The organism is Thermogladius sp. (genome assembly GCF_049970955.1).
Lineage (GTDB): Archaea > Thermoproteota > Thermoprotei_A > Sulfolobales > Desulfurococcaceae > Thermogladius.
Genome location: NZ_JBMFLY010000061.1, coordinates 1 through 4,996, shown reverse-complemented (window position 1 = coordinate 4,996; position 4,996 = coordinate 1). Strand labels below are relative to the sequence as shown.

General features: G+C 55.2%; 5 protein-coding genes. All 5 read right to left on the bottom strand.

Annotated elements, in window-relative coordinates; all coding sequences use genetic code 11:
• Positions 1-4: 4 nt before the first annotated feature.
• The 5 genes from ACP5VX_RS06160 to ACP5VX_RS06140 are packed head-to-tail and all read right to left on the bottom strand — an operon-like array spanning position 5 to position 4,821.
• On the bottom strand, positions 5-715 hold the full coding sequence (locus ACP5VX_RS06160) for an ABC transporter ATP-binding protein (protein ID WP_428725009.1): 711 nt from the start codon (positions 713-715) through the stop codon (positions 5-7).
• A gap of 12 nt (positions 716-727) precedes the next feature.
• Positions 728-1,462: an ABC transporter ATP-binding protein gene (locus tag ACP5VX_RS06155; RefSeq protein WP_428725008.1), complete on the bottom strand. Its 735-nt coding sequence runs from the start codon at positions 1,460-1,462 to the stop codon at positions 728-730.
• A 9-nt stretch (positions 1,463-1,471) separates the two neighbouring features.
• Complete coding sequence (locus ACP5VX_RS06150) at positions 1,472-2,458, bottom strand: branched-chain amino acid ABC transporter permease (RefSeq protein WP_428725007.1); 987 nt, start codon at positions 2,456-2,458, stop codon at positions 1,472-1,474.
• 5 nt (positions 2,459-2,463) lie between these two features.
• A complete protein-coding gene (locus ACP5VX_RS06145; RefSeq protein WP_428725006.1) occupies positions 2,464-3,357 on the bottom strand; it encodes a branched-chain amino acid ABC transporter permease in 894 nt (297 codons plus the stop codon).
• Between the two features lie 60 nt (positions 3,358-3,417).
• Positions 3,418-4,821: an amino acid ABC transporter substrate-binding protein gene (locus ACP5VX_RS06140; RefSeq protein WP_428725005.1), complete on the bottom strand. Its 1,404-nt coding sequence runs from the start codon at positions 4,819-4,821 to the stop codon at positions 3,418-3,420.
• Positions 4,822-4,996: the final 175 nt, after the last annotated feature.

Genomic DNA, 4,996 nt, shown 5'->3' with positions numbered 1-4,996 from the left:
CCCCTTACAGGCCCAGGAAGCTCTCGAGGAGAGCCTCCTCGCGCTGGAACTCCGGTCTCGGGACCTCTTTAACTATGCGCCCCTCGTTGAGAATGTAGACCCTGTCCGAGACCTCTAGCGCGTTTTTTATTTTCTCCTCGACTACCAGAATCGTTAGACCGAGCTCCTCTCTGAGCTTGCTCACCGTCTTGATCACTTCCATAGACAGCTTGGGGCTAAGCCCCAGCGTCGGCTCGTCTAGGAGTAGCATTCTGGGCTTTGTCACCAATGCTCTCGCGATTGCGAGCATCTGCTGCTCGCCCCCGCTCAGCGTTTTAGCCTTTTGTTGTAGCCGCTCCTTCAACACTGGGAAGAGGCTGTAGACGAGCTCCAGTACGTCGTCAACCCGTCTCCTGTCCTTGGGTAGCGCGTTCAACGCCATGACGATGTTCTCGTACACTGTCATGTCCCCAAAGAGCGCTCTCCCTTCAGGGACCATGTTGAGACCTAGCTTGACCCTCTCGTGGACGGGTAGGAGGGTTATGTCCCTTCCCTCGAAGTAGACCCTGCCACGCCAGGGCCTTACAATCCCCATAATCGTCTTCAGCAGTGTAGACTTGCCTGCTCCGTTAGGGCCTAGCACTGCTACTATCTCGCCTTTCTCGACGTGAAGGTTCACGTCCCATAGGATCTGAGTGTCCCCGTAGCCGGATACGATGTTCTCACACCTTAGCACGGCGAACACCCGTTAGACGACCTCTCCAAGATAGACCCTCCTTACCAACTCGTTTGCGAGGACCTCGCGTGGTGGACCCTCGACCAGTATCCTCCCCTGGTAAAGGAAGAGGACCCTGTCCACGTGCTGTACGGCCCTAATCACGTGCTCGACGAAAGCTACCGAAGATATGCCCTTTCGGTCGGCAACCTCCTTGACGAGCTTCATGATCCTGTCGACCTCAGCGGGGGGCATCCCAGCCACTATCTCGTCTAGTAGGAGGACTTTCGGTTGTTTCGCGAGCGCCCTCGCGAGCTCGAGCAGTTTCTTCTCGGGGGCCGTTAGGTTCGCCGCCAGCTCGTCCTTCTTTCTTATTAGACCAACGAGCTCTAAGGTGCTTAAAGCCTCTGTCCTGGCCTGGTCCACGCCGAGCTTCTTTGGTGAGAATAGGGCGCTGACCATTACGTTGTCGAAGACTGTCAGATAGGGGAACGGCCGGGGTATTTGGAAGGCCCTCGATAAGCCCATCTGGGCCCGTTTGTGCGGGGGTAGCCTGGTGATGTCTACCCCTTCGAATACTATCCGACCTGAGTCGGGCTGGTAGATACCGTTGATGACGTTGAACAACGTCGTTTTGCCCGCCCCGTTAGGGCCGATTATAGCGATGCTCTCGCCCTCGTAAAGCTTGAAACTCACGTCGACCAGGGCCCTGATACCGCCAAAAGACTTGGAGACGTGCTCGACAATCAATACTTCTCTTCGGGGCACGCTTCCACCCTAGATCAAGACTTCCCTTAGGCTCCTATATCTCAACCGTAGCCACCCTATGAAGCCGTAAGGGAAGACCACGACGATGATAATTAGCAGGGGGGCGAGGATCAGCAGCTGAAGTCCGGGGAAGTATGCTGTCAGGAAGTACTTCATCACCGAGTACACGAGGCCGCCGACGACGGGGCCTATCACGGTACCACTCCCGCCTATCAGCGTGATAAGAATCGCCTCGATGGTGAGAGTCAGGGAGAACGCGTCTGGGGGGTAGACGGCCTGGTCTTTCAAGACCTTTACAGCCCCGAGAAAACCGGCTAGGACGGCGCTTATAGTGAACGCGACCAGCTTGTACTTAGTAGTGTTAACCCCCATAGCCTCGGCGACGTCCTCGTCCTCCTTAATCGAGAGCAGGGCGTAGCCTAGTCTCGACCGCGATATTTTGTAGGAGAGGACAAACGTGATTACCCCTAGGGCGATTAACGTGTAGTCGGCGAAGTCGATGGAAACGAACGACAAAGCCTTGTCCCCGTAGTTGACAATGATGTCGCCAGCTATGATCAACCCCTCGGCCCCGCCCCAAACGTTGGCGCCCTCGATAAAGAACCTCACCGCCCTGTTGAGGCCGATCGTCGCGATTGCAAAGTAGACCTCCCTCAACCTGAGAGAGACGCCGCCTATCCCGATCGCGAGAACTGTAGCTAGTAGCGCAGCCATACCTAAACCGGCTGCTATCACAACGAACATGTTGACAGTACTCGCCGCCAGCTCTTTGAATGCCAGGGCCATTCCGTAAGATCCAAGGGCTATGAACGCGGAGTAGCCGAAGCAAACGTACCCGCTGAAGCCTGTGAAGATGTTGAACGCTATGCCGAGGACGACGTAGAACACTATGAGGAAGACGAGCTGAGAATAGGCGGGGAGAAGGACCCTCAGTACAAGAAGCAATGCGAAGAGAAGGAGACCAGCTGTCAGCGAGAGGTTTCCACGGGGCCTCACACGTATCACCTCTTCCCAAACAAGCCTTGAGGCCTGAGTAGTAGGACTAGCACTAGTATTACGAAGTCGGTGAACCTACTCAGAGCGTAAGCGCTCAGGCCGGGTACTAGAGAGTATACGGTATAGGACAGAGTCTCGACGACACCGTATATGAGACCCCCGACGAGAGCCCCCTCAGGGGAACCGAGACCCCCTAGCACTGATATTGCGAACGCAATGTCGGTATAGGGTTGACCCATGTAGGGGTTTATCCCGCTTGAGACGTAGTAGGTGAGAAGAACCCCGCTCACGACCGTGAGGCTTATACCCAGGGAGAAGGCGGCCGCGTAGACTCTCGACGTGTTTATCCCGCAGAGCATAGCCCCAACGTCGCTCTGGACCACACTCCTTATGACTCTACCGTATGAGGTCTTGTACAGCAGTACGTACATCCCCAAGATCATCGCGAGACTGAGGACCGCCCCTACAACCTTAAGTAGGGGCACTGTGAAGTGGAGAAATGTCACAGAGCCTATGTTGTATATGAAACCCCTGTAGGTTGGCCCCCAGGCCAGTTTAGTGCTCTCTTCCAGGATGATCGAGACGGCGTAAGCGGCGATCAATGTGTAGATCGGAGGCGTGTTCAACAACCTGCTCACAAACCCGTAGAACATCAGGAAGCCTAGAGCACCACCTATCACCGCGGCTACGGGGATAGAGTCTAGCGGTGAAATGCCGTACAATGTGAACATCCAGTACGCGATGTACGCCCCCAGCATGAGGAACTGACCCTGTGCGGAGTTGACGAACCTGAGAACTCCGTAGACGAACGTTAAGCCCAGGGCTACCAGCCCGTAGAGAAACCCCAACATCACACCGGACACGATGTTGAAGGCCAATAAGTCTAGTAACGTAGTCATTGAAATCCCACATCTGGTCGAACTCTATTTAGAGTTTAGATGGTCCGGATAAAAAAAGGCCTACGGGGTGGGAGTAGCCAGTGCGCCGGCCTCCTTCTCCTGCCATGTTGGTATCGGGTAGACGGGCCTCGACGATGCTGCGGCAGGTGGCCACACTACTTGGAACTTCCCCGCCTGCCACTGACCGACAAGTATCTTGTGGCCGATCTGCGCCCCGTTTGTTGCGTTGATCTGGAACGGCCCGTAGATCGTCATCAACTTGAGCTCGTTATAGGCGTTCCTGACAGCTCTCTGGTCTAGGCTCTGGGCCAGCTCAATGGCCTTGACGAGAGTCAGGACCGCGGCGAAACCCGCCGCGGCGTGGTACGACGGCTGGTTACCCGGGCCGGCGACCTGTTGGAAGAGCTGTAGGAACTCCTGCTCGGTCGGGCCGAACCACTCGTAGCCCATCTGCTTGGCTACCTCAGGAGACCACTTCACGTAGGGTGTCCAGTGCGTGCCGTCGATGATCCCCTCGGCCATCTTACCGAAGTTCTGGTAGAACTGTGGGAGGGATGCCGCGACGGCTATCCCGATCAGCTTTGCGTTAATGTTCTGTTGTATCAACTGCTGCATGGCGAGCATGCCGTCCCTCTCGTGCGAGCATATCAGTATAACGCTAGGGTGTGTGGTCTGCAACTCAGTGAATAGGGGGGTGAAGTCGGTAATATCGACAGGGTAGGACTTGAAGTAGACTACTCTAAGTCCGAGTTGCTGGGCCTTCGAGTAGGCTCCCTGGGCTACCATGGTGTTGAATTCGTCCTGTTTGTAGAGTATCGCCACAGTAGCGTTGGGGTCAAGAGTGTGGACCATATCAAGGGCGGAGTGCCACAGGGTGCTCGCGAGAGCGGGGACCATAACGAAGAACTTAAAGCCCTGTTGCACGAGCTTGTCGCTGTTGGCCATCCAGCTCACGAGCAGCATCCCGTACCTCTCAGCTACAGGGGCAGCCGCTATGGTAAGAGGCGACCCGTACGGGCCGAACAGGAAGTTGACCTTGTCCACCGTGATTAGTCTCTCGTACAAGCTGGGGATTAGGTCCTTGCTGGACTGGTCATCGTAGTACTTGAGGTCTAGCTTCACTGTTTTACCGCATATGTGTACCCCGCCGTAGACGTTATTGACCCAGTTTATCGCAGCCTTGATCCCCCATAACCCCTGATGACCAGTCAAGGCGAACGACCCGCTCAAGCTTATAGACATCCCGATCGTGATTTTGTCAGGGATGTTCTGGCATGCCGGCGACGTTGTTAACGGCGGCGTAGTTGTTGTAGGGATAGTTGGAGTTGGCGAAGTAAAAGTCGTGGTTGGTGTAGCGGTTGGTTTAGGGATAGAGTAGGTTGTGAGGTAGTAAAGGCCGATACCTATAGCTGCCACAACGACTATGACAATAGCTATTACTGCTAAAGACACTCGTGCATCCATCGACTCCACCACGACTTCAATTTGATATTTGACTGGTTTCACCAAATATACTTTCACATACTCGCTACACACAACCCGACGAAAAAGAACCCGCCGTACGGCTCCACACGGCCTCAACGTTCTCAGCGGTATAGGAGCCTGAACTCCCGCTTGACCCTCCTCAGACTGAAGCCCC